The sequence below is a fragment of the Haloarcula rubripromontorii genome (assembly GCF_001280425.1).
Classification (GTDB): domain Archaea; phylum Halobacteriota; class Halobacteria; order Halobacteriales; family Haloarculaceae; genus Haloarcula; species Haloarcula rubripromontorii.
The window spans coordinates 20,151-44,190 of the sequence record NZ_LIUF01000012.1 but is presented as its reverse complement, the minus strand read 5'-3'; the positions used below and the strand labels follow the sequence as shown (position 1 = coordinate 44,190).

Annotated in this window: 18 protein-coding genes and 1 pseudogene; 8 read left to right on the top strand and 11 right to left on the bottom strand. The window is 60.8% G+C overall.

Translation table 11 applies throughout. From position 1 onward, the window contains the following. Positions 1-39: 39 nt before the first annotated feature. Complete coding sequence (locus AMS69_RS19095; RefSeq protein ID WP_053969619.1) at positions 40-1,389, top strand: hypothetical protein; 1,350 nt, start codon at positions 40-42, stop codon at positions 1,387-1,389. Positions 1,390-1,563: 174 nt separating this feature from the next. Here AMS69_RS19095 and AMS69_RS19090 read toward each other — a convergent pair whose 3' ends face one another. Both AMS69_RS19090 and AMS69_RS19085 read right to left on the bottom strand, forming a co-directional pair. Then, a complete protein-coding gene (locus AMS69_RS19090; RefSeq protein ID WP_053969618.1) occupies positions 1,564-3,744 on the bottom strand; it encodes an LUD domain-containing protein in 2,181 nt (726 codons plus the stop codon). A 2-nt stretch (positions 3,745-3,746) separates the two neighbouring features. Further along, positions 3,747-4,268 (bottom strand): LUD domain-containing protein, encoded by a 522-nt coding sequence (locus tag AMS69_RS19085; RefSeq protein WP_053969617.1) that lies wholly within the window; start codon positions 4,266-4,268, stop codon positions 3,747-3,749. A gap of 360 nt (positions 4,269-4,628) precedes the next feature. On the opposite strand from AMS69_RS19085, the gene AMS69_RS19080 reads away from it, so the two are divergent. Next, positions 4,629-5,633 carry a HEAT repeat domain-containing protein gene (locus tag AMS69_RS19080; protein WP_053969616.1) on the top strand — a complete coding sequence of 335 codons (1,005 nt, stop codon included), beginning with the start codon at positions 4,629-4,631 and terminating at the stop codon, positions 5,631-5,633. A 220-nt stretch (positions 5,634-5,853) separates the two neighbouring features. On the opposite strand, the gene AMS69_RS19075 is transcribed toward AMS69_RS19080, so the two are convergent. From AMS69_RS19075 to AMS69_RS19065, 3 genes are all read right to left on the bottom strand, one after another. Beyond that, entirely contained in the window at positions 5,854-8,256 is a 2,403-nt protein-coding gene (locus AMS69_RS19075; RefSeq protein WP_053969615.1) for a DUF2309 domain-containing protein, read from the bottom strand. Further along, the gene (locus tag AMS69_RS19070; RefSeq protein WP_053969614.1) at positions 8,246-9,733 is read right to left on the bottom strand and encodes a proton-conducting transporter transmembrane domain-containing protein; all 1,488 of its coding nucleotides are present in this window, start codon (positions 9,731-9,733) and stop codon (positions 8,246-8,248) included. Before AMS69_RS19070 ends, AMS69_RS19075 begins: the two co-directional genes overlap by 11 nt. 434 nt (positions 9,734-10,167) lie before the next feature. Next, positions 10,168-10,641 carry an Lrp/AsnC family transcriptional regulator gene (locus AMS69_RS19065; protein WP_053969613.1) on the bottom strand — a complete coding sequence of 158 codons (474 nt, stop codon included), beginning with the start codon at positions 10,639-10,641 and terminating at the stop codon, positions 10,168-10,170. A gap of 593 nt (positions 10,642-11,234) precedes the next feature. On the opposite strand from AMS69_RS19065, the pseudogene AMS69_RS19060 reads away from it, so the two are divergent. From AMS69_RS19060 to AMS69_RS19045, 4 genes and pseudogenes are all read left to right on the top strand, one after another. Next, positions 11,235-12,275, top strand: a pseudogene (locus AMS69_RS19060) (ABC transporter substrate-binding protein). Further along, positions 12,272-13,453, top strand: coding sequence for an ABC transporter substrate-binding protein (locus AMS69_RS19055; RefSeq protein WP_053969612.1), 1,182 nt, complete (start codon positions 12,272-12,274; stop codon positions 13,451-13,453). The pseudogene AMS69_RS19060 and the gene AMS69_RS19055 overlap by 4 nt, the downstream one beginning before the upstream one ends. Then, positions 13,450-14,655, top strand: coding sequence for an ABC transporter substrate-binding protein (locus AMS69_RS19050; RefSeq protein WP_053969611.1), 1,206 nt, complete (start codon positions 13,450-13,452; stop codon positions 14,653-14,655). The genes AMS69_RS19055 and AMS69_RS19050 overlap by 4 nt, the downstream gene beginning before the upstream one ends. Positions 14,656-14,804: 149 nt before the next feature. Next, positions 14,805-16,184, top strand: a complete 1,380-nt coding sequence (locus AMS69_RS19045; protein WP_053969610.1) for a sugar porter family MFS transporter — start codon at positions 14,805-14,807, stop codon at positions 16,182-16,184. Positions 16,185-16,226: 42 nt separating this feature from the next. Here AMS69_RS19045 and AMS69_RS19040 read toward each other — a convergent pair whose 3' ends face one another. After that, complete coding sequence (locus AMS69_RS19040; RefSeq protein ID WP_053969609.1) at positions 16,227-17,102, bottom strand: fructosamine kinase family protein; 876 nt, start codon at positions 17,100-17,102, stop codon at positions 16,227-16,229. Between the two features lie 119 nt (positions 17,103-17,221). Further along, entirely contained in the window at positions 17,222-17,575 is a 354-nt protein-coding gene (locus AMS69_RS19035) for an ArsR/SmtB family transcription factor (RefSeq protein WP_053969608.1), read from the bottom strand. A gap of 143 nt (positions 17,576-17,718) precedes the next feature. Between AMS69_RS19035 and AMS69_RS19030 the strand changes: the two genes are divergently transcribed. After that, positions 17,719-18,222: a GbsR/MarR family transcriptional regulator gene (locus tag AMS69_RS19030; protein WP_053969607.1), complete on the top strand. Its 504-nt coding sequence runs from the start codon at positions 17,719-17,721 to the stop codon at positions 18,220-18,222. An 8-nt stretch (positions 18,223-18,230) separates the two neighbouring features. Here AMS69_RS19030 and AMS69_RS19025 read toward each other — a convergent pair whose 3' ends face one another. The 4 genes from AMS69_RS19025 to AMS69_RS19010 all read right to left on the bottom strand — a co-directional run bounded on the left by AMS69_RS19025 (position 18,231) and on the right by AMS69_RS19010 (position 22,142). After that, positions 18,231-18,782 carry a hypothetical protein gene (locus tag AMS69_RS19025; protein WP_053969606.1) on the bottom strand — a complete coding sequence of 184 codons (552 nt, stop codon included), beginning with the start codon at positions 18,780-18,782 and terminating at the stop codon, positions 18,231-18,233. A gap of 201 nt (positions 18,783-18,983) precedes the next feature. Further along, positions 18,984-19,802: a hypothetical protein gene (locus AMS69_RS19020; RefSeq protein WP_053969605.1), complete on the bottom strand. Its 819-nt coding sequence runs from the start codon at positions 19,800-19,802 to the stop codon at positions 18,984-18,986. A gap of 163 nt (positions 19,803-19,965) precedes the next feature. Further along, on the bottom strand, positions 19,966-21,399 hold the full coding sequence (locus AMS69_RS19015; RefSeq protein WP_053969604.1) for a hypothetical protein: 1,434 nt from the start codon (positions 21,397-21,399) through the stop codon (positions 19,966-19,968). Continuing rightward, positions 21,396-22,142, bottom strand: a complete 747-nt coding sequence (locus AMS69_RS19010; protein ID WP_053969603.1) for an ABC transporter ATP-binding protein — start codon at positions 22,140-22,142, stop codon at positions 21,396-21,398. The genes AMS69_RS19015 and AMS69_RS19010 overlap by 4 nt, the downstream gene beginning before the upstream one ends. A gap of 461 nt (positions 22,143-22,603) precedes the next feature. On the opposite strand from AMS69_RS19010, the gene AMS69_RS19005 reads away from it, so the two are divergent. After that, on the top strand, positions 22,604-23,929 hold the full coding sequence (locus tag AMS69_RS19005; RefSeq protein ID WP_053969602.1) for a hypothetical protein: 1,326 nt from the start codon (positions 22,604-22,606) through the stop codon (positions 23,927-23,929). Positions 23,930-24,040 lie beyond the last annotated feature (111 nt).

Sequence of the window (24,040 nt, the reverse complement as noted above, 5' to 3'; positions counted from 1 at the left end):
TGGATCACGTTTATCAGCAGACGGGCTGATATGCCGCGTATGAACACACCCGATCAACAGGTCGCGGCGGACGCCCTCTCCGTCCCGGAAGAGACAATCGTCGATGCCTGTGGCGACCCGCCACTCCCTGAACTCGGCATCATCGAACAGCGCTGGGAGACAGACCCGATAGCGCCGGACGACGTCACAGCACACGCAGCGCGAGCAGTCGAGTCACTATCTTTTGCCGACATCCCTGCGGGCGGCGAGGTCGCGATTGGCGTTGGTAGTCGCGGTATCGCGAACCTTCCCTCTATCGTCACCGGCGTCGTTGAAGCAGTGTCTGCTGCCGGCTACGAGCCGTTCGTCTTCCCAGCCATGGGGAGTCACGGTGGCGCGACCGGCGAGGGCCAGCGAACGATGCTGAACGAGCTGGGCGTGACAGAGTCGGCAATCGGCTGTGAAATCCGGTCGACTATGGATGTGGTCGAGGTCGGACGGACGCCGGACCGGGACGTGCCCGTTGTCGCCGACGACACCGCTGTGGCGGCTGATGCAATCATCCCAATCAATCGCGTCAAGCCGCATACGGACTTCGACGGTCCCGTCGAAAGCGGACTCTCGAAGATGCTCGTCATCGGCATGGGCAAGCAACGGGGCGCTCAGATAGCCCACAAGTGGGCCGTCGACTGGTCGTTCCGCCGGATGATTCCGGAGATCACCGGGCAGTTGCTCGAAGAACTGCCCATCGTCGGCGGCGTCGCAATCGTCGAGGATCAGCACGACGAGACGACGCTGATAGAGGGTGTACCGCCCAGTGGCTTCCTCGACCGCGAGGCGGAGCTGTTAGAGACTGCCTACGAACTGATGCCGACGCTCCCGTTCGATGATCTTGACCTCGTGATATTTGACCGCCAAGGAAAGGAAATCAGCGGTCAGGGACTCGATACCAACGTCATCGGCCGTCGACCGTTCTCGATAAATGAACCGGCACCTGAGACGCCGGAGGTCAAGCGTATCTATACGCGCGGGCTGACGGAGAAGACCCACGGGAACGCGATGGGCGTCGGCTCAGCGGATGTCGTTCACGAAGATGTTGTCGCAGAACTCGACGCGCAAACGTCGCTCATCAATGCACTCACTGCAAGCACGATTCGCGGGGTGAAGCTGCCACCGGTGGTCGAAACCGACCGTGCTGGCATCGTCGCTGCGCTGTCGACGATAGGCGTCGTCGACCCCGATACTGTTCGCGTGCTTCGCGCGGCCGACACGATGCATCTCCACCGCCTCTACGCGTCACCCGCGCTGGTCGAGGCCGCGCGCGGTCGCGAGGACCTGCGCGTCGTCGAGGAGCCATCGCCAATCGAGTTCGACGACGGGCGGTTCGTCACCCCGTCGCTTCGCGAATAGCCGTCGGGAGCCTGTCCCTCCGCATTCGCGTTTCCGGGGATAGTGATCTCACAATCTCGACATACGATCTAATAAAGGCGGGATAAATAACGGCTGTACACACGTTAGGTCCTGGACGGGTCGAACGTGCGTGTGAGACAGCCAGAACAGCAGTCGGCTGGGACGCAAAGCCAGTCACGTCGCCAGCAGTTCGATAGGGTGACGGGGCTGCCGCTCCAGCAGAGCATCGATCTGCTCCAGGCACGAGGTCCCGCTGGCGACAACGGGCCGGTCCTGTACGCCGTCGTCTCGTAGTTGTGTCCGGAGTCTGTCGCCGACATCCATGCTCAGTTCGTAGTAGTCGGACTTGTACCCGAAGCTGCCAGCCATGCCACAACACTCCACATCAGATGTGACGACATCGTACCCACACTCCTCAAGTACAGCGACGGTGTGGGCTTCGAGTCCCAGCGTCCGCTGCTGGCAGTGGCTGTGGTACGCGATTTCGGCCCCTTCGACGGTCGAAAGCGCGTCGACGGACGCTCCGTTGTCGAGCAGCCCGAACACGTATTCGAACACTTCGTAGCTGTTCGCCGCGATGTCAGCGAACGTCGACTCGTCAACGAGGCGTTCGTACTCCCGTGTGAACATCGCGTGATCACTCGGCTCAATAACGACCACGTCGCGGCCGGCTTGAATGTGGGGGTCCAGAGCCTCCGTGACCCGTTCGGCGTGGTCTGTCGCCGTCGCAACCATCCCCTGGGAAAACGGCGCACGGCCGCTGGACGGCGCCGGCGGAACCACCACATCGACGCCGAGCGATTCGAGCACCTTTACCGCGGCTTTCCCGCGCTCGACCTGCACGTGGTTCGTGTACAGGTCCGGATACAGCACCGCCCGGCGTTCGGGATCATCGACCTGTGAGTCACGGGCAGCGGCCCAGTCGACGAGCGTCTCCCGTTCGAAGGTCGGCAGGTCGCGCCGCGGGTCGATGCCAAGCACTCGCTCCATGACCTGCCGCGAGACGCCCGTATCGGCCAGCCAGTTCGACACCGGCGCGGTGGCGCTGCCGAGCTTTGCGACGGTCTCGAAGTTTCCGAAAAAGCGTTTCTGGAGGGGTGCGCCGTCGTCTTCCTCGTCGGGGGTGAGGCCGTCAACGAGCCACTCGCCGGGGGTCTCCTTGTCGCGGTTGATCCGATCCCGGACCACGGTGTTGATCCACGGGATGTCGATGCCAACCGGGCAGGCGTTCACGCAGCGCGTACACCCGGTACAGAGATCGTTGAACTCTTCGGCCACGTCCAGCCCTTCGATGCCGGCTTCCCAGCCCGTCGCAATACCGCCCGAATACGTCTCCCCGCCGAAGGCGTGACCGCCGACGCTCTGGAAGTTTGCACAGGAGTTCGAACAGGCCGAACAGCGGATGCAGTACAGCGTCTCCCGGAGCTGTTCGTCGTCTCGCATCTCCAGTCGGCCATTGTCGATAAGTACGAGGTGGAAGTCGCGGTCGGAATCAAATTCCGACAGCGGTGTTTCGTCGTCCGTGAAGTCGACGACCGGCGTGTCAACTGGTGGGGTCAGCAAGGAGACGTACGACGTAATGTCCTGCCCGGTACCCGACCGACCGATAAGTTCGATAAACGGGTGAAGGTCCGCGACTGTCGGAATGACCTTCTCGACGCCAGCGACAGCGACGTGCGTGTCCGTCGCGGCCACTGTCTTGCGGGCGTTGCCCTCGCTGGTGACCAGCGCCATTGTCCCGGTGTCGGCCGCGATGAAGTTCGCACCGGTGATGCCGACTTCCGCGTCGGCGATCTGCTCGCCGAGTTTCTCGCGGGCGAAATGTGTCAGTTCCTTGGCCGTCTCCAGTGGCTCGTCGGGGTCGAACCGCTCGTTGAACAGCTCAGCGATGCTCTCGCGGGACTTGTGAATCGCGGGGGCGACGATGTGTGACGGGGCTTCGTCGGCGACCTGCAACACCCACTCGCCGAGGTCCGTCTCGACCACGTCCACGCCGTCCGCTTCGAGCGCTTCGTTGACCTCGATCTCCTCACTGGTCATCGACTTGCTCTTGACGACCCGGTCAGCCGCTCGCTCGTCGGCTACCTCGCGGATGTACTCGTTCGCGTCGGCGGCGTCGTCTGCGATGTACACTGTCCCGCCGTTCGCTTCGACGGTCTCCGTGAGCTGGTCGAGAAGCTCCGGTAGTTCCGTGATCGCGTCCTCCTTGATACTGCGGGCTGCTCGCTTGAGGTCCTCGTAGTCTTCTAGGTCCCCGACAGAGTCGTAGCGCCCCGCGTTAAACCCCTGCGTGTTCTCCGCAATTGCTGCCCCTTCGGTCCGCATCAGCTCGCGGATTTCGTCGGCCGTCGCCATTGTCAGGCCCCCTCCTCGACGATGATGACGTGGACCTCCTTAGGCCCATGTGCGCCTTTGACGAGCGCACCCATATCGGCTGTCGCGCTCGGTCCTGTTGCGATGATCGCACTCCCGTTCGTTTCGGTAAACCGCTCGTCCAGTTCTGCCACCGCTGCGTCCATATCAGGCCGTATATCCTCCTCGTAAAGAATAGCGACGTGGCGCTCGACGAACAGGCTCACGAGTTCACTGGCCTGTTCGGTCATCGTGAGGACGAGTGAGCCGTAGTCGCCGACACCGAGTTCGGCACCGGTTACGCCGGTGGTCGCCTCGCGGAGCGCAACCGGCGTCGGGTCGACCGTGACCGGCGTCTCTGCGAGAGAAAACGCCTCGCCGCCGATCGACTCGTTGAGAGCGATCCCGACTGCTGGCTCCGTGACTGCCTCCGTGACAGCGGCTGCAAGTTCAGCCTCAGGTGTGCTGGACACTGACACACCCAATGCTTCGAGAGATCCCTCGAACGAAGCGCGTTTGCTTTCCATCTATACCTGAACCGAAAACCTACACCATCATTTAATTTTTGTCTGAAAGAGATGACAGTCCAACAGATGGTGTCGCTCAACGCTCATCTTCCGTTCCCCATCGGACGGTATATTGTATTATATCAGCAATTTTAATTCCGTTTACAGTCCGAATTTGTGTTTCAGTCGCCCCAATATCTCCGAATTTTGCACTCGTAGATTAGATTACGCATAGATGGCTATACTTAGCTATTTCCGTCACTAGATAGTGCCTCAGTCGCGGCATAGCAGTTGCAGCGGTGAGCGGTTGTATTTGTGTCGAGCAACGACCGGGAGGCAAGGGATTTTGTGGATTCTGTGAGAAACACCGACAACGGACCGATGGACGACCAACCCGGTGCACCTCCAGAGACAAAAGTTGCGACATTACTAGAAGAAGGGAAGGAAGCTGACGCGCGGGCCGCGCTTGAGGGTCTTTCGAGGGCCGAACCAGAGACCCAACAGACGTGCCTGCAGTCACTCAAAACCACCGCCGAGGGCCAACCGGAGCTGTTCGATGGCGTCCTGCCATCGCTCACGGAGTTTTTACAGGACAGCGAGCGGCCAACGCGGCTTACGACCGCGAAATTGTTCGTCGCAGTCAGCGAGGGCGCGCCGGACAGCGTGGTTCCAGTTGTCCCGGCGCTTGTCGAGCGACTCGCGGACGAATCGGAGTTCTACTACGTCCGTGCCCGGTGTGCGGAGGCGCTGGGCTACGTCGCCATCGACCATCCTGATGCCGTCGTCTCACCGGAGGTCGTAGCAGACCTGCGTATCGGCTTGGAGTTCGACGAACCAGAGGTACGAGAGAAATTGGCGAAGGCCCTGGCCCACATCGCCCTAGGTAGTCCCGACAGACTCCGGTATCAGGTCGATTCACTCGCCGAGCATCTTCACGCGGACAACGAACTGGTCCGATATCACCTGAGCACGGCGCTCGTCGTTATCGGTTCTGAGCATCCTGAACAGCTTGCAGACGCCAGGGAAGCGCTCATTTCATGTCTCGAAGACGAAAGCAGATACGTCCGTGGGCGGGCGGCCGAAGCGCTTGGTTTGCTCGCCGCCACTGATGATATAGAACCGTTCCCACAACTCCAGCTCGACGCACTTACCGACGACCACGAGTTTGTCGCAGAGCGAGTACAGTTTGCTCTATCCCAGAACCGTGGCGAGGAGCTTGCTAGTGGATGTGCGGAAATAGCTACAAAAAAGACGATTCGTACGCACACAGCCGACATTGTCTCAGAAATACGGATGTCAGGGGGCGATGGCGAGTGCCCACACTGCGGACTCTCAATCCCCGATTCCGGCCCCCCGCTATGCCCAAGCTGTGGCACCCCGCTGTGAAGCACGGCCGGTTTGCTGCAGTTGTGACTCCGATAGACAAGATCATAACTGCCGTATAGATTCCTTCGTAGTGCAAATCTGATTGTATATAGTCGGTCTGGATATACGTAGGGTTTAATTTACGAGACGAGAACTGGAACTCAGAACGTAGCTCGAGAATAGCGTGTTACAAGTATCGACAGTCTATTCCGCGTCCAGATACCACCTACTCGAACCTGTGTCAGTCGTCCGCGGCCGCAGGCGAGGTCGACTCCGCAACATCGGCTTCGGAGATGGCAGACACTGGCGACCACTCTAGGTCATGCTCGTACTCGAAGGCCCGGTGGTCCTGTGTGGGGTCGACGACCGTCAGCGAGAGCCAGTCATTGTCGAGCAGTGCTGCCAGCTCCCCGTGGTCGGCGAGGATGTCGGTGACGCGGTCGACCGGCGCGTGGATGACCGTCGAGAGGCGGAGCGGCTGGTGGTACGGCTCGTCGTCGGCAGCCATGAGCGACTGCAGCGGCAGGCCAGTCATGAGGTCGCCGCCGTTGCCCTGGTAGACGCCGACGTTGCCGACGGGGTTGTGGGTCACCTTCGACCCGCTGCCGTAGACAGCGTTGTCGACCGTCGAGAAGTAGTACTGGGTGTTGATCCACTGCGTGACGACCATTGGGCCGGTGAGTATTGCTTCGAGCGCCTCACCGTTGGGGTCAGTCGACCAGTCGTAGGAGTGGAGGAAAGCGCGGCCGTCGAGGTCGACACCGCTCGTCAGTTCGCGGGGACCGATGACGAAGCCGGCGTTACCGGCCAGCCCCCACTCGGGGCGGGTCTCGGCCCAGTCGGCGGCGCGGCGTTCCGTTTCGCTGACCCCCGACGAACCGTCGACGCCCATCGATTCGGCACGCTCGGCGGCCGCGTTCTCGCGGGTAGTCGCGAGGTCGGCACGCAACTGCGAGAGGTCATCAGCGTGGCTCTCGGGGACATCGCTGTCGTACAGGTCCACCTCAGCGGTCGTCGTGTTGTGTTCACCGGCGAGGAAGACGGTATCGTCGGGAATCTCGAATCCGCGGTCGCGAAGCGCGGCCCTGACTTCCTCGTCGTTGCAGATTTCAGCCAGCACGCGGGCGTTCGGGCCGCCGGGGTTGCCGGCGCAGGCGCCACAGTCCAGACTCGAATCGTAGGGATTGTTGGTTGTTTCACTGGCGTGCCCGGTGAAGACGACGAGGCGACTGAACGTCTCCCAGCCCATCAGGTCGAACGCGGTGGCGGCGTACTCAACTTTCTCCTCGGTGGTCAGCCCAACGGGCAAGTCACCGGTGTAGGTGTGCTGGTGATGGACGAGCGGGTCGCAGAACTCGTGGTCGTCCGGCACTGAGTCCTCGGCCGCGTCAAACAGGTCTTGCACGCGCCCGGGGACGAGCGTGCGGGCCGCGAGCGCAAGGCCGTATCCGCTCCCGGCAGTCTCGACGAAGCCGTAGGCCGTGGCGGCGTTGGCCTCCAGTGTCTCGACAATTTCGTCGGCAGTCTCACGGAGGCCCGATAAGCGGTCGTGGCTCTTCTGGGTCTCGCTGTCAGTCGGAACATCGGTGACGTGGTGCTGCGGGTCGAGAATCGGCGGGCAGGCATCGACCGACACATCAGTGTCGTAGCCCTGGTACTCCATCGGAATCCCGAAGAAACCGGCGTACCCGTGGGTTTCGTAGTCGCCCACGGCCTCAAGATGGCGGCGGATGATTTCCGATCGGGTGTCGATACAGAAGACAAGTTGGGCGTCCGGGCGGCCGTCGGTGTCGCTGTTGGTGAGTGACTGGCTCTCAGTGGCGACGGTTTCAACGAGGTCGCCGCGATAGGTCGCCTCCCAGGCACGCAGGAACGCTCCGGCGAGTTCGGCGGTCGGGTCCGGGTCGATGCCGCCGTCCGAGGGGGCGATGTCGGCACCGACGGCATCCAGCAGCGCCAGACGTGCTGCGAGGTATCCCGCGAGCGTAATCGGGTACGCCGACTGCCACGCGCCCTCGTCGTCGGCGCGCTGTTTGACGAGTCCCGTCCAGCCCGGGAGGGCGGCCAGTTGCTCCTCGAAGATGGCCTCCCACTGATGCTCCGGGTACGACGCGAGCACCGACTCGATAGTCTCGGTCGGCGTCTCGGCGAGGGCGTCGACGGCCGCCTCGGGGATTTCGTCGTCGTGTTCGGCCACCCCGCGGAAAGCAGTGTAGAACCCCGCTTCGCGGTTCGGCATCGACCAGTGGGCGCTCCCCTCGTCGAGGAACGCCGACAGCCATTTTGTCAACACCTGGTCGACGCGATTTGGAGTCGTGCTGGAGTCACTGTCTGTCGCATCGGTCACTTCTGCCAGCCGGTTGAGCAGTGTCTCGGGGTCGCTCTCGTAGCCGGCTTCGGAGAGTTCCGCGTCGAGAACCTCCAGATCGATCTGGCCGCGCTCCAGCGCCGCACGGAACGTCTCCGCGCTGGGGTAGCCACGGCCGCCCAACAGTTCGGCCGCCTGCGCGACCGCCTCACTGAACGGCTGGTCCTCGAACCCCGCGAGTGGGTTCGCCGTCACGAACGAGTGGATGGGCCAGAGGGAGCCGACGGTGGTTGCTGCGGTGTCGATACTGTCGTGGATGGTGGATTCAGTACTCATTGTAGTCCTCCGTCGTGGTCAGCACAGTGTCGGCCGCCGGTTGGCCAGCGTTCAGCAACGCCACGTAGAGGCGCTGGCTCCGCTCGTGAATCCCGGTCTCGATAGCGGTGTAAATGCCGACGAAGACGACGGCGATGACGCCGTGTAGGAGCGTCAGTTCAGTCGTTGCAGGGCTGACAGGCATGAGTCCCGAGACACCGGTGTAAACTGCGGCGTAGACGACGATGGCCGGGAAGAAAACCACCGGAACGGCCCCGTAGCGGGCCACCGTCGGAAGCGAGGTCTGCTGGACGGCGTTTCTGGCCGCGTGGAGCGTCGTGAACACCACGAAGAAGGTCAGCAAGAGCCCACTGTCGACTGTCATCCCTTTGCCTGTTAACAGTGCAAACACCGCGCCGCCGGCGAGCCCGGTCAGCAGCGTACCGATGACGCCAACGATACTCGCTGTCGTTCCGATCGTATGTGGCGTTCCCTCGCTCGGGCTCGTGTGTTCCACCTGTCCGCCGGCACTGAGGAACTGGTAGGCCTTGTAGAAGCCGTGCAGGATGAGGTGGGTGATAGCAGCCCCGAAAAAGCCGAGGCCGGCCTGCATGATCATGAATCCCATCTGCCCGACCGTCGAACAGCCGAGTTTGCCCTTGATGTCCGTCTGAACCGATTTCAGGAGTTTCCCGCCGATGGCACTGGCACCGCCGACACCGACGATTGCGAGCATGAGCGCAGGATCGACGGTGATGACCGGGGCGAAGCGGGTCAACAGAATGCCGCCCGCGTTGACGAATCCGGCGTGCATCAGTGCGGAGGCGGGCGTCGGTGCGGTCATCGAAGAGAGGAGCCAGCCGTGGAACGGAAGCAGGGCGGACTGAATCATCGCCGCGAGCACGAGCGCGCCTGCGGCGGCCAGCCACACCGGGCCACCGAGTGAGTCGGCGGCCGCCGCAATTCCGGAGACCGTGGTCACGCCAGTCGCCCACCACAGTGCCGTTAGCGCGACGGTGAGAAGCGCGCTGCTGGCGACGAAGTACTTTCGGGCGACCGTGGCGGCCGCCTGTGCCTGGTCCCAGCCGCTGGCGATACCGATGAGCTTCGCCATCAGCAGCCCCATGGCGAGCCACAGCGCTCCGAACAGGGCAAGGTGGTCCGCCGCGACCAGCCCCATCACGACCACCGTGAAGCCGAACACGGTGGCGAAAAAGGCCGTTTTGACGCGACTCCCCGCCAGATAGCGGCGCGAGTAGCTGTGAACGATGCCGCTGAAGAAGGTGACGACCACCCACATCAGAACGGTCAACCCATCAATGGCGACCGCGCCGGGTATCTCCCAGGCGAACCCGGTTCGGACCCGGACGGCAAGCACAGCGATGCTCGCGGCAAACATCGACCACACGAGCCATGTGAGTGCGACGGGCACGAGCGGCGAGTCAGCCGTCGTGTCCGGGAGTGATCCGACCGTTTTCGATGAGTTGTGTCCTGACATCGTTGTTCGTGACCAATCACGGCAATCACGGACTGTGATTGACCGATTCTGGCTGTCTTCACCCCTAGTGCGAACGGACTGGTTATTAAATCCTTCTATACTACCAATTTGTTCCTGAAAAAGTATATTATAGAACATTATGTTTTTTGAATGGTGTTCAGTCGAACGCACTCTCACGGTAGTAGCCAGGCACCTCGCAGCCTGAACCGGCGAGTTTCTTCGAAATAGGGTCCGCACTCATAGACGCACGGAATCGGCTGTCGAGGACTAATTGAGTATGGAGGGTGCCGAGATAACCAGATTGTTCGTCGCGGCCGCTCGAAAGCAAGACCTTACAGAAGACGAGGCAGTCACGTCGATAACTCGCCCGGTCGTGTACTCCCGGGTACGCAGTCGTCCGGCCAACGGCTCCGCAAAAACAGCATCGTCCCCCGCTAGCTCTCGTTCTCGGAATCGAACTTACCGAACGGCGTGGTCTCGTGACTTCGGACGAGAACTTCGTCGGCCACCGTCAGCCCCATATCGAGCAGTGCCTGCGCAACTGGGGTGATATCGCTATCTGATTCGCCGACAGCCGTCACAAGGAGGTTCTCCTCGCCGGTGACGAGTTCTTGTACCGATACCACACCGTCTATATCGAGGATTTTTGGGATTAACTCGCCCCGGTCTGGGATCGACGCAGTGCAGTAAAGCAGCATCCGGAGCGGGTAGCCTGCCTGCTGATAGTCGACATCGGCGCTGTAGCCCTTGATGACCTCCCTGGACTCCAGATGATTGATGCGCTTGCGGACGGTACTGTCGGACGTATCGGTTCGCTCTGCGATGTCGCCGGACGACATATTTCGAGCGTCCTCCTGTAATGCGTACAGGATTGCCCTGTCCACGTCGTCGATTTCCTCGTCGGCCATACTAGTGTGTCCGGAGCAAGGACACTTTACTGTTGTACGTTCCCCCGATATCGCTGCTGTGGCTGGCAACAACACCGCGGCGGCTTCGACCGCTCTCGCGCTATCGGCCGATGGGTCAGGTCTGATTGCTGTAGCAGCGAAGAATTGTGACGCCGAGAAATAGATGTGACATCAGTGCGAACGGTCCGGTCACGCACGCTCTCCCGAATCTGAAGCAACTACCACCTTGTCGTCGAGTCGTATAGACATAGAAGCTCATGCTCGACGGCGTCCTCACCGGATGTCTCGTCGAAATAGTCGGATGGAACCCACAGCAGCCCCCAGATTTTCAGGTCTGCCTAAAATCCGAAGCAGTTATATATTTTTAGGCTGGCCTAACACTCATGTCGAAAGACGAGCCGGACCACAGGTCCCCGACGAGACGTGACTACATGAAGTATGGCGGCGCAGCGGTGGCTGGCGGCTTGCTAGCGGGCTGTGTAGATCAGTCCGGCGCAGAAGCAACCCCGGCCCAGACAGACTCAGGCGGGCAGTCGTCCACAACAGCCGACCCGACGACGGATGACGACGGATATTCTGTTACAATGTCACCCATGGGGACCGTCGAGTTCGATTCGGTTCCCCAGAGCGTGTTCACGATACTGGGCCACCACGTAGATATGCTGGTCGCACTCGGTCAGGGCGATGCAATCAACGCGATGCACGCGCCCGAATACCACCAGTCACTGTATCAGAAGTTCCTTCACCGACTTGAGGGTGTCTCAATCGACTGGCAGGGCCTCTATTCTTCGTGGCCACCGTCGAAGGAGAAACTGTACGAACTCGACAGCGACGTCCACGTAGCTGACCCAGCGAAGGTTGCGACGGCCGAGGGGTGGGACAACAACAGCATCCAAGAGATCGGCTCGAACGTTGGCCCGTGGTTCGGGAACACACTCAGCGGCACGCAGCAGGACCCGCCATCCGGCTGGGCCGATGCGTACGAATACTATACCCTCTGGGAAATATTCGGAAAGCTCGCCGAGGTCTTTCGGGCACGAGAGCGATATGAGGCGTTCAGATCTGTCCGCGATTCGATGATGCGAACCATCAGCGCGGGCCTTCCGCCGGAGAGTGACCGACCGAGCGCGGCCCTGGTCCTGTTCTCCACGTCCGACGAGAAAATCTGGGGGTATAAGATGAACCACCCGGGCTACTACGCTGCACACACTCGTCCACTGGGTGCGACTGACGCGTAGGCCGATGCCGTCGGTGACGGGTACGGCGATGACGGTCGGAACATCACGCTCGACTCCGAACTGCTTCTCGATGCCGATCCGGACGTGTTGCTTGTCCTCGGGCCGATGACAGAGTACCACAACCTCGACGACATTCGGTCACAACTGGCAGACGACGAGGTGCTGAGAAAGATGACTGCCGTGCAAGAGGGGCGGATATACGCTCAAGGTGCGCGTCGGCAGGGTCCGATTCTGAACCTGTTTCAGACTGAGATGACCGCGAAACAACTGTATCCCGACCAGTTCGGTGAGTGGCCGGGCTACGCTAACGGCGATCCGTATCCCGAAATCCCCGCCGAGGAACAGCTGTTTGATCGCCAGCGGGTCGCAGATATAATCACGGGTGAGGGACAGTGACTGACGCCGAGAAACCGCCGCGTGCCCGACCAACACGTAGAGACTACATCAAGGGTGCCGGGGTGATCGCGGGCGGCAGTTTACTCGCTGGGTGTGCCAGCGATGCTGTCTCAGATTCCACCGCAACAGAGCACAGCGAGACGCCCACCACAACCGAGACGGAATCGTATACCGTCACCATGGAGCCGGTAGGTGACGTTACGTTCCAGACGGCTCCCGAGCGGTGGCTTCCCTACGGCGGTGCCTACGCCGATATGGGCGTGGCTCTCGGGCAAGCCGATGGTATCACGGGTATCGGCGGCGCGGATCGCTACTACACCTACGTCTACGATGAGCTGCCCGGTGTTTCCGTCGATCAAGAGACGATTGACGAGTATCCGGAGGTCCGAACGAAAGAGGAGTTTTACGAACTCGACAGCGACGTACACCTCTATGACCCACAGATGCTCGTCAACTGGTTCGACTGGTCGGAATCGGACATCGACGAAATCGCCGAGAACGTCGCTCCGTTCATAGGGAATCTCATATTCCGTCGCTCCGACGAGTGGCATGACTACCGGTATTATACGCTCTATCAAGCCTTCGAAAAGATCGCGGAGGTCTTCCAGGAACAGGCCCGGTACGAGGCATTCAAGCAACTACACGACGACTACATCGCGGGGATCCAGAGCCAACTCCCGCCGGCCGAGGAGCGTCCAAGCGTTCTCCTCACCTTCGAGGGCACTAACGAACCGGAGTCGTTCTCTCCCTATCGACTGAGCGACAAGGGCACGAGCAAGAAGCAATGGCGTGACCTCGGCGTTACTGATGCGCTTGCCGGAACCGATATTGACAATCTCAGTACGACCAACCGGGGTGAATACGACTACGAAACGCTTCTATCGGTCGATCCAGACGTGATCCTCATCCGCGGCCACGAGCGGAAATCAGTGACCGAGTTCCGGGAGACCGTCCTGCAGTTCATGGAGGACCACAGCGTCGGCAGTCAGCTGACTGCGGTACAGAACGGACGCGTGTATCGAGGTGGCTACCTCCGCCAAGGTCCGATTCATAATTTCTTCTTGACCGAACGGGCAGCCCAACAGCTCTATCCCGATATCTTCGGCGACGTGACCTCCGACACCGAACTCTTCGACCGGCAGCAAATCGCCGATATCGTCACGGGTGATTTCGAATGACTGATCCGGATAGCACAGCGTGCCAGCGGCCGACACGGAGGGATATAGTCAAAAGTGGTGGCGCACTCGCTCTCGGTGGATTGTTCGCCGGATGCTTGAGCGATAGTGGGCAGGAGTCTTCGGCGGCGGAGAGCAACGACACACCCACAGATACCGGAGCTGGCGGTACTGAGACCGCACCAGCGACTTCCAACGAAGCGTACTCGGTGACGATGGAACCGGTCGGTACCGTCGAGTTCGACTCTGTGCCCGAGACAATCGCCCCGTTCACTGCGGACTACATCGACATGCTGGTCGCGCTTGGTCACGGCGACGCAGTACAGTCGATCTGGTACCGTGGGCGGTACAAGACGCTGCACTACGAGGAGCTTGATGGAGTGTCTATTGACCTCGACGGGCTCACACAGCTCTGGAACGACGGCGTCTCGAAGGAACCGTTCTACGAGATGGACGCAGACCTGCACCTCATCGATCCGAACGCGCTTATCGACTGGCTCGGGGCGTGGGATCAGTCTGACCTCACAGAGATTCGGGAGAACGTCGCACCGTTTATCGGGAACCTCATCTTCCGGCAGACTGATGACTGGCACGACTACCGGTACTACAGCCTGTACGAGGCGTTCGAGAAGGTCGCTGCAATGGTTCAGGAACAGGCGCGTTTCGAGGCAATCCGCTCGATACATGACGAGCTGGTCGAAACGGTGCAGGCCCGGCTCCCGGCACCAGCGGACCGGCCAAACGCCGCGCTGGTGTTCGCTGGTGAGGAACCGGAGGAGTTCACGCCGTACCGGATCAGCGGAAACGGGGCAAATAAGGAACACTTCCAAACGCTCGGAATTTCCGACGCCTTTGCCGATACCGGAGTCGAGGGGTACTCCGGCTCTGAATCGCTCGATTACGAGACGTTGATAGAGATAGATCCGGACTCACTCCTGCTGCGATATCACCGAGAGGGGAAGACCCGTGAGGAGTTCGAGAACTCAGTACTTGCATACATGAAAGACCACGAAGTGGGCAGCCAGTTGCGGGCCGTCCAGAATGACAGGGTGTTTCGCGGCGGTCCGATCTACACCGGCCCGCTGCATAACCTATTCATGATTGAACGGTACGCAAAGGCCTACTTCCCTGACGAGTTTACCGAGACGCACCTGTTCGACCGGGCGCACCTCGCTGAGATCATCACGGAAGGAATATCTGAGTGATAGGAATCTCCGCTCATCGCGGAACCGTATTCAGTCGGACGTAGCCAAATATCAGTACCGTAATGGAAGCCGGTCGGACCCACGGCCCCGCTGTCGTGCGAATAGACTTGGAAAGACTTTTACACAGATTCGAGTTCAATTTTACATAGATGTCCACAGCTACCATACGGAACGTCCTCCGTGGTGACGGCGACCGGTTCGTCTACGTCGTCTCCGCGTTAGCCGCGCTGAACGGACTGTTGTTCGGGTTCGACACCGGGATCATCTCGGGCGCGTTCCTGTTCATTCAGGACTCGTTCGTCATGTCGCCGCTCGTCGAGGGGATCATCGTCAGTGGCGCGATGGCCGGGGCCGCGGCCGGTGCGGCCGTGGGTGGCCAGTTAGCCGACCGCCTCGGTCGCCGCCGACTCATCCTCATTGCAGCCATTGTGTTCTTCGTCGGTTCGTTCACGATGGCCGTTGCGCCGACCGTTCCCGTCCTCGTCGCCGGACGGCTTATCGACGGCGTCGCTATCGGCTTCGCTTCGATTGTCGGGCCGCTGTACATCTCAGAGATTGCACCGCCGCATATTCGCGGTGGACTCACATCGCTCAATCAGCTCATGGTGACTACCGGTATCCTGCTCTCGTATTTCGTCAACTACGCGTTCGCCGACGCGGGCGCGTGGCGCTGGATGCTCGGTGCCGGAATGGTCCCCGCCGTCGTGCTTGCTATCGGGATTCTGAAGATGCCCGAGAGCCCGCGCTGGCTGTTCGAACACGGGCGGAAAGACGAAGCCAGAGCCGTGCTCAAGCGAACGCGGTCCGGCGGTGTCGAGCAGGAACTCGACGAGATTCAAGAGACCGTCGAAACACAGGCCGAAACCGGCGTTCGAGATCTGCTGGCATCGTGGCTCCGCCCCGCGCTGGTTGTCGGACTCGGACTCGCCGTGTTCCAGCAGATCACCGGTATCAACGCGGTCATTTACTACGCTCCGACGATTCTCGAATCGACCGGCCTCGGAAATGTGGCATCGATCCTCGCGACAGTTGGAATCGGAACGATAAACGTTGTGATGACCGTCGTGGCGATCATGCTTGTCGACCGCGTTGGTCGTCGCCGACTGCTCCTTGTCGGTGTCGGTGGAATGGTTGCGACGCTCGCCGTCCTCGGTACCGTGTTCTACCTGCCTGGTCTGAGCGGGGGCCTCGGTATCATCGCCACGATCAGTCTGATGCTGTTCGTGTCCTTCTTTGCTATCGGTCTCGGCCCGGTCTTCTGGCTCCTTATCTCAGAGATATATCCGCTTTCCGTTCGCGGTTCGGCGATGGGCGTCGTCACCGTCGCCAACTGGGGTGCGAACCTCCTCGTATCGCTGACGTTCCCCGTCCTGACTGACAGCGTCGGAACATCGGCGACGTTCTGGCTGTTCGGCCTCTGCAGCCTCGCGGGACTGGTGTTTGTCTACCGTACTGTCCCCGAAACGAAGGGTCGGACGCTGGAAGCAATCGAAGACGACCTCCGGCAGAATATCTCGCTGGCTGACTGAGCCGGCTATCGGAACGGGCGGTCAGACCGCCGTTTGTGGCTTTTACAGACCGAGACGATCTAACGCGCTATCGAGCCTCGGGAGTCTGTCGTCGCCGAAAAATCGGACGTTCTCCAGTGCGTGGAAAGCAACGTACACGTCGCGTCGCCTTTCGAAGTACTCCGCGGAAATATCACGGTGGCGGCGGTATTCGTCGTAGAAAGCAGCACCGATCGAATCCAGTCGGTCGACGTACGCCAAGTCCACTTCAGCGTGGCCGAAATATATCGCCGGATCGAGGACCGCCCGAACGGTTCCATCTGCCACCACAGCGTTACCGGGATGGATATCGCCGTGCAGCAGTGATGGCGTGGCCGGTTCGACGAGTCGGGCGTCGAGCGTTTCCGCCAGTCGTTGCACCCGGTCGAACTCGGCGGCCGGCAAGGTGCCATCGCTCCGTGCGGCCCTTGCAAACGGGAGCACCCGTTGCTCGCGGAAGAAATCAACCCACGAATCGGTCCATGGGTTTGACTGGCTGAACGGGCCCGAAAGGGTGTCAAACTGAAAGCCGAACGCATCGGCCGAGATATCGTGGAGGGACGCGACGTGGCGCGCGAGGTCGCGCTCGGCCTGTTCACCGAATCGGCCGTCGCCACGGATGAACGATAGTACGAGCAGGTTCGGTTCGACGTGGAGGACTTCCGGAACGAGGAGAGATGTGGTACGGGTGAGGTACTGAAGCATCGCCGCCTCGATTCCAAGTGGCGAGTCGTCGACTTTCACCGCCACGTCAGGCCGGTCGTGAAACGAGACGTGGTAGACCGATCCGACTTCTCCGCCATCGAGTTTCGTCACGTCGTGAGCATCGGCGTCTAATACGCTCGAAACCCGCTGTAGTACTGTCGCCTCGGATCGTTCGGTGCCCGCCCCCTCGTCCATATTCGACACACGAGAAACGGTCCAATAGGTCTGTTTGTCTCAGTCTCTGCGGCGAAAACAACGCCAGCCAAATCTGACTGCATGCTTCGGGAGCAGGCAGTCCGTGAAGCCGCTGGACACTAGACGGATCGGTCAGCGCTATCACCGAACTGCACGACCAGCCGTTCCGTAGCGAGGGCGTACACTGTCATCTCCGTCCCCTTCTCCGAGTACCACGTTTCGGCGGGTTCGATGAGGTCAGCTTCACAGAGACGGTCGAGGTGATAGGAGACGCTCTGGAGCGAGCGGTCGACTGCGTCGGCGATGTCCGAGGCGGTCCGCGGTTCATTTCTGACTGCTCCAAGTATCTCCTGAGCGGCTTCGGACGAGAGAATCTGAAGAACGTCAGTCGGTTCGGTACCGTTGACTACGACGTTCGTCTGCTCACGGGGTACATAGTCAACCGGCGGGTGGTGGGGGAAGGCGCTTGCCATGGATTGTGGGTGTATCGACGGATGTTTTTCTTTGTTCGGCTCAATCCGAACAAACCAATCAAACAATTTAATACTTACGAAAGTAATAGCCGGAGATATGACACAGCAGGACACGCGACAAACAGGGCAGGCGACTCGGATGCATGAGTGACGATGACAGTTCGGTGGCACGGGAACGCGTCATCGAATCGATGGAGCAATCAGCCGAAGTGTACGGTCTCAGTCGAAGTGCCGGGCGCATCTACGGCGTGCTGTACTTCGCAGCAGACCCGCTCTCTATCCCGGAACTCGTCGACCAGACGGGCTACGCGAAATCGACGGTCAGTAACGTCACACGGACGCTGTCGCGTCTCGGGCTTATCCACCGCAGGTCGTCCACGGGAGGCGGCAGGCGAGTCCGGTTCGAGGCTGAACGTGAAATCTGGTTCATCCTACAGGACGTGTTCCAGCAATACATCCAACGGGAGGTCCAGACGACGCTCAGAACCATCCGTCGGGCAGAAGAGCAGGTAGCGGCAGATACTCGCGAGGAAGAGCGCGTTCGCAATCTCCGCGGGACCTATGAAGATCTGGAGGAGATCGTACAGCTCGTGTCGGAGTACTCGGCCGCCGAACTCCGCGAAGCACTTGCGGCTTACGAGCGGTAGTCACCGCGCTACCAGTAGACCGTATAGGTACATGCATCCTCCCCGTTCCGGCGACACGTTTCACCCGTTTCTTCGAGGAAGACGAACGCGTCGACCGGTGCGTACTGCTGGGCGACGCCCCGGATGAGACCGCGGTCGAACGGACACGGATACGGATTCTCACACGTCACCTCGCCGGTCCGCTCGCCGACGGATTCGAAGCGGTAGTGTCCGATGTCGCCGCCACGGTGGTTTCGCTGGTAGGCCTCGTCTATCGACTGGAGGGCCTCCGGAACAGTATCAAAGTCGTTTGGCCAGTCCGCAACGTGAGGAATCTGTTCGCCGAGTCGATCAAGAACGTGCGGTTGCAGGTCAGCAGCAATTGTCTCGAACGCGTTCAGCCAGGCCTGCTGTGGGTACCACTCGTCAGCCGCCGGTTCGGTGATCCCCTCGGAAGCGAGCGCCGTCAGGGCGCGGTCCCGGTACTCGTCCGAGAACTTCCCCATCGCCGCCTCGACTATCGTGAGTACCGTTTGCCCATTAATTTCGACAGCGGAGTCAAACGCGTCGTAGGATGCCATTCTGTCCGGGCTTCACAGGGGAAGAGATAAAAACCGACCGTATACACGGCAGACGTGACACTATCGGCTGAAAGAACGCAGAACGCAGCTTCCGACACCGCTTCCTGCACCTCTGGCCGTACAGCGCTTCATCGTCACTTGCAGACCGTTCCCCGAGACGTGACGGCTCCAGAGAGTTCGTACTGGACAGTCCCCCTGTGACTATCGGTCCTCCGATCCGGTTTTGACCTCGGTGACCCACGCCGGTCGACGCACTGTCGTCTCGCCCGACTCGAACTCGACGGAGATGTCGTACGTTGTCGGCGCATCGCCCGTTAGTCTGACCAGAACGAGTTCTGCATACGTCCCCGCTGATTCCGTCTGGTCCCACGTAACTGCCGCGGAGCGAACGTCAGTCGTGTCACCGACAGTTCGCACTTGCCCCCTAGCCCCGGTGATATGGTACGGTTCGCGGCCATCGTACCAGCCGTTTTTCGGCTTGTAGACGGTCGCTTCCTGAGAGGGATCGGCGTCCCGCTGGTATTCGACGACGTACAGGCTCCTGACGACGACAGATGCAGTTCCCGAGACCTCGTCGGCCACATTCTCTGACTCCTGCTTGACGATGAACGTGACGGCCCCTTCAGTCTGGTTCACTCGGAGGAGTTCTCGATCGGTATCGCTCTGGATCTGCTCTCCTCGGCGGTCGGTGCTGCTGGCATCCTCGACAACGATACGACTGTAGACCGGAGCGCCCGGCGACGCCTGAAACTGTTCGGTTCGGATATCACCTTCGTCAACGAACAGGTAGCGCCCGCCGTCAGCGGCCACAGCGCCCTCGAATTCCAGCGCTGTCTCACTATCCGCGACAATCGCTCCCGTCGTCCGGTAGTCGTCGGACTCGGGCACCGTGAACCGTTTATCCGTCGGTTGCTTCGCGTGCGATTTTGCGGTAGTGACCGGATACACAGCGGCGAGTACAAGCACGAGACAGCACAGCGCTAGCGCACCGTTGAGCAGCCTCGCGGTACGACGGTCCATACTCCAGTGCCACTACTGATCAAGAAAAGCTATTCGAAAACCGCAGTACGACCGCTGCTGTCCGTCCGGAGTATCGCAGCCGGCGGACGCCACACAGGCGACGAAAATCCGATGATGAAACCGGGTCGGTGCCGGGGACGATGTGACGAGCGCAATCGACCACTCACGCCTGTTGATACCGCGTCGCCCACTTCGGTACCGACCGACGGTAGAGGCCGACGCCAACAGCGCCGAGGACGCCACCAGACCCACCGAGCGCGGCGAGCAGAGTCCCAGACAGCGGCGAGATGGCGAACCCAACGATGAGGACCGGGACTAGCGGGAGGACCATCGCCACGCCGAAAACCGCGAACAGGGCCGTGTCGAAGAGGAATTCGTTCGGAGAGAGGCCGGTGAGGTAGACGGTGGTGCCGAAGATGTAGCAGGCGACGCCGACGAGCAGGATGGCCCCGACGGCGGCCTCAGCGACCGGTCCGCCACGCCAGCCGAGTGCGAGTCCGTAGAATGCAAGTCCGACCAACGGGCCGAGCAGGAGGAACGCCCGGAACTTCCCCCTCAAAACGGCTCTCACAGAGAGCGGATGGGCGAAATACAGGGTCACGTCGTCAGATTGCGTGAGCCAGTTGTAGGTCGTAAACCCTGAGAGTCCGAGAATCGCACCGAATGAGATACCAGGCGACGGCGGTACGCCCGTGATCTGTCCGGCGAAATCGACCAGTGCAGCGGTGACGCCGAACAGCACTGCCGCCGAAAAGAGGACTTTCCCGAACCCGCCTGCACTACGGTGGATGTCAAGCAGGCTCTTCGTGGCGACTGGGTCACCGAGCCGACGCCACCAAGCGCGAAACGCTGGTTCGACCGTTTGAGCGGGGCGAGGCGCGGTCGCATCGAAAGTGACTGCACCCAGCAGAAAGACGCCGACGATACCGATAGCTGTCGTGCCGACCCGCATTGGAGTCTGCGCGAGAAACAGACCGTATGGGGTGTAGGAAACGACATCGACACCACTGACAACCGCAGCACCGACAGCGGCGAGTGGGGCCGCGAGTAGCGCCAGTCCGGGAACGCCGCGCCCAGCGAGACCGAGAGCTGCAATCGTCGCTCCCATTCCCAAGACGAACATCAGTACCAGCGTCGTCCACAGAATGGAGACAGTCTCGATGACGAGGAGCGGGCCGACAGTCCCTTGCACTGCAAGCACCGTTCCGAGAGAGATCGGTAGCAGAAACAGCACCGCGTAGTAGACACTGTCCTTGACGACGAACAGTCCCAGCAGCGTACTCTGCGAGAGCGGGAGTGTACGGGCAGAGAACACCAGCAGCGTCACGTCACCGAGAAGATTCTGGAGGGCATCACGGCCCACAAAGCCGATAGACCCCGTGTGGAGTCCGAAGACGAATACCAGTGCGTGGAGGCCGGCGAACACGGTTTGCGGGTCAGTCCCTGTAACGGACAGGAGCTTGGCTGCGCCCCCAACGAGCAGGCAAATGAACACCGGAAACAGGGAGAAGTGACTGCCGCCGAAGAGCCGGCTGTGGAGTCGCCACTCCTCGCGGAGCATCTCGACGAACACCCTGCGCACTCGTCCGTCACTCATATGTCAGCAGTTTGTTTCTCCCGGTCCACTGTTGCATCGACGGTGTCCAGAAACACGTCGAGGAGCGTCACATCAGCGTCGAGTTCTGCCGGCCGGACATCGGCGACGAGGTCGCCGCCGTACATGATGCCGACCCGTGAACAGAGTTCGGCAGCGACATCGACGTCGTGTGTCGTGACGACAATCGTATTGCCGGCGTCCCGGTAGGAGTGCAGGAACCGCTTGACACGCTCCTGAACGATCGGGTCGAGGTTCGCCAGCGGTTCGTCGATGAACACGACGTCCGGCTCGTGGAAGAACGCGCCGGCGATCATCACTTTCTGCTGTTGGCCTCGCGAAAGGTCCGAGGACAGTGTATCGAGTTTCTCGGTAAAGCCGAGACGGTCGGCCCACGACTCGGTCTGCGCTGTCACCACATCGTCGGGCAGATCCCGGATAGCACCGACGAAGTCGAAGTACTCGCGCGGCGTCATGAAACTCGGCGGTGACTCCTTTTCAGGAAGAATCCCCGCCCGTTCGCGGACCGCCGTGGGCCGGGTTGCCGGGTCGACACCGAGTACCGCTGCCTGACCGCTGTCCGGGGTGAGCTGCCCGGTAAGTATCTCCATCGTGGTGGTCTTGCCAGCCCCGTTCGGCCCGAGCAGTCCGAAGAACTCTCCATCGTCGATGCTGAGCGAGAGGTCCGATATCGCGGTCACGTCGCCGTACGACTTCCAGAGCGACTCGATCTCGATTGCTGTCACGGCGTTCTGCCTACCATCGTGGTTGTGTCGGTATAAGTTGTTATACTGTCGAAGAACAGTCCAGATACGTTAATAACGGCTTGGCGGACACATATATCGAAATTCTCGAATCTGTCTCCGCCGGTCTCGAGTTCACCGACGGCGAAACCGCGTTCCTGACACGAGACTGCATTCCCGACCAGCGACCGCGAACGCGACGGCAGCTGCGACAGTATTCGCTGTACGCATCCCGAGATAAGCGAGTGGGTGCCAGACCTAATCGACGACGCCCAAGCGGCGGCCGCTCCGCTCGGCCGCGACACCGAAGATGGGGGAACACGGCCGGCAGCGCCGGGGAAATATGTACTGAACAGTACAGTTAGTCGAGGTGTATTGGTCCCAGTGTCGTCCGCCGTCCGTGTTGGTATAACCGTTGTTTGAGTAACCAATATCTATAAACATATGACAGGATAGATACATTCATGGCCCCGTATCAACGCCATCACCTTGCCCTCCTCTGTCTGGTCTGTACATCGCTCCTCTGTATCGCCGTGCCTGCCGGCGCAGCACCGCCGCCGCGGCCGCTGTGTGACGCCTGCGGTGACTCGTTTGAATCAACAGCCGAGTCACACGGTGTTTCGGTCGCAGTCACTCACAGCAACGCTACCGTCACCGTCGACAACAACGGAAGCGCAACGTGGGTCGTCCACAACCGACTGTCTAGCACAGAGGGGACAACACAACTTCGGGAAAACGAGAGCCTCCGAGCCGCTATCGCCGACAGAGCGATGTGGGACGCCGAACTCCTGAGCGCGAACGTGTCTGGCGATGGTGTCATAACGTTGCGCTACCGTGAGGCTGATTTCGCCGAGCAGTCCATCGGCGGGACGGTCCGGACAGGCGAGTTTACTGAGGCCTACGGGTATCGAAACCTCGATGGCCTCGGTGCTGACCGGCTCGTCGTCGTTGCTCCCGACGGGATGCGAGTCGGGCGGCCCATCGATGGCGCGACCGTCTCAGACGACGGACAGCGGATGACGGTGACCGAACTCAACGACGGGCGTATCGTAACCTTTGTCCCCCGTGAGACGGCCGTCGGGCCGCTGTTGAGCCTACTTGCGGTCGGCACACTTCTCGGACCTGTGATGGCGGTGAAGGCACTCGCATACATCACCCTCCCCACAGCGGTGTTTACCCTCTTGATCGGCGCTGCCGCCGGAGGCGTCGCTTGGCTTGATTGGGATTTGAAACGCGTCCGGGAGTCCGCGGGTATCATCTTCGCCGGTGTCGGCGCGGTATCGACTGTTCTGTCGTTTCTTGGAGCGACGGGCGTTTTGCGTCTGGGTGGCACCGTAGCACCGCTGTTCGGCGGTGGCACTTCGCTGTTCGTCTGTGGCATCGCCCTGTCACAGCGGCGTATCCGTGAGCACACGAGCTATCAGAGGGTCGTTGGCGGCGCTGTAGTCGGCGCAGGTATCGCCTTGGGAGCGACAATAGCGGCAGTTCCGATGGTCGTCAGTGACGGCTCCACGCCCCCGGTGGCAGCGCTGCTGGTTCTTGGACCTGCGTTTGTGCTTCTCCCGGCCGGATACGCAGTCGGCCACGGGAACCGCTGGCTGGCGATAAAAACGGCTGCTATCGGGTTCGTGCTGTCGATGCTGCCAGTCCTCCCGGTACTCCCCACGCCGTACGGACTGGGCGTGCTTTTCATCCCAGTTGTCATGGTCAGTGCCGCCGCCGTTGTGATCGCCGGTCTCCCGATATTCCTCGCCGGCGTATCGCTTGCCGTTCCTTCGTCTGACTGCTGACCAGTTCTCTGGCTGCAGTTGCAGTGCAAACACGATCCTCGGTTCAAGTCTGGACAGACCCGTTTAGACGTGTCAGGGTAGGATAGACAACCGCGGTCACACTCTGGTTTG